The following is a 1,300-nucleotide window of genomic DNA, read 5'->3' as shown; positions in this document are numbered from 1 at the left end:
GGATCGTAGAGGGCGAGCGTCCGCTCCAAATGGGCGCGCGCAGCCATTAACTCGCCGCGAAGCAATTCAGTGGTTCCGACGATGCGATTGCCGATGGTTTCGGCGGCAGCATCGTTCTGTGCCTGGGCGCGGCAGAGCAAATCCTCGCCTACAATTCGACCGGCCTCGAGCTCCGCCCTTACGACGTGAAAAACCCACTTCCCATAGAGAACAGGGAAGAGCCGCGACGTCTCGCCCAGGCGCTCGCACAAGTCTCGGGCCCGTGCGTTGGCCCGCCCGACCTCCGGTGCGGCCCAGCCCTTTGCGGCCATCAGGGCGACGCCGAGCGCGATTTGCAGCTCGAGTTCCCGCCGCCATCGTGGAGCGTCGTCGGGGAGAGCAGGAATCAGGTCGAGCCCTTTGGTCAATTGCGTGATCGCCTCTGCTGTGGCCGACCGCGCGATCTCTGCTTGTCCCGCCCTCAGCCAATCATCGATCGCCGGTTCGGCAAGTCCTGCCTCTGTGTAGTGATGGGCCAGAAGCTCGGGCTGCGCCTGCACTGTCTCCGGAAAATGCTGCTCGAGCGCGGTGGCGATGCGGGCGTGTAGGCGCTGCCGCTTCGCGCGAACGAGGGTCGCATATGCGGCGTCCTGCACGAGCGCATGCTTGAAGCTGTAGGTCGCCTGAGGCGGCGTCCCACGCCGGAATACCAGACCCGAATCGACGAGGTCGTCCAAGGCCGCGTGCAGTTCGCTCTCCGGCAGCGCCGCCGCAATCGCGAGCAGTTCGTAGGAGAATTCTCGACCAATCGCGGCCGCGGTCTGGGCGACCTCTCGGGCTGGGGCCAGCCGGTCGAGCCGGGCCAGCAGCGACTCCTGGAGCGTGGCTGGAATCGCCATCGGCGGCAGCGGTCCGGCGAGCGCGTAGTGGTCGCCCTCATCCCGGAGCAGATTTGTCTCCAGCACGGTCCGCGTCAGCTCCTCAACGARCAGCGGCACGCCGTCCGTCTTGGCCACGATCTGGTCGAGCACCGCGGGGGGAAGCGCCTTGCCGCCGCTCAGCCGCGCGACCATGGCCGCCCCCTGCCGGCGGCTCAACCGGCTGAGGCTCAGCGCGGTGGCATGGGCATAGCACGTCCAGGATGGCGCGAACTCCGGCCGGAAGGTGATGAGGACGAGCACGGGGGCGCCTTGCACCCGGTCGATCAGGAGATCGAGCAGCTCGAGCGAGGTCGGATCGGCCCAGTGCACGTCCTCGTACAGGGCCAGGACGGGCTGGTGGGCTGCGAGGCCCAGGACCTGATCGACCAACACCTCGAGCG

Annotated in this window: 1 pseudogene; it reads right to left on the bottom strand. The window is 67.4% G+C overall.

What is annotated here, in order from left to right:
- A pseudogene (locus tag AC1D00_RS41470) lies at positions 1-1,300 on the bottom strand (AAA family ATPase); the annotation flags it as partial.

The sequence above is a fragment of the Bradyrhizobium sp. P2_E8 genome (assembly GCF_056403875.1).
Note: the sequence above shows the minus strand (reverse complement) of the source record. Positions and strands in the feature narration are given on the sequence as shown.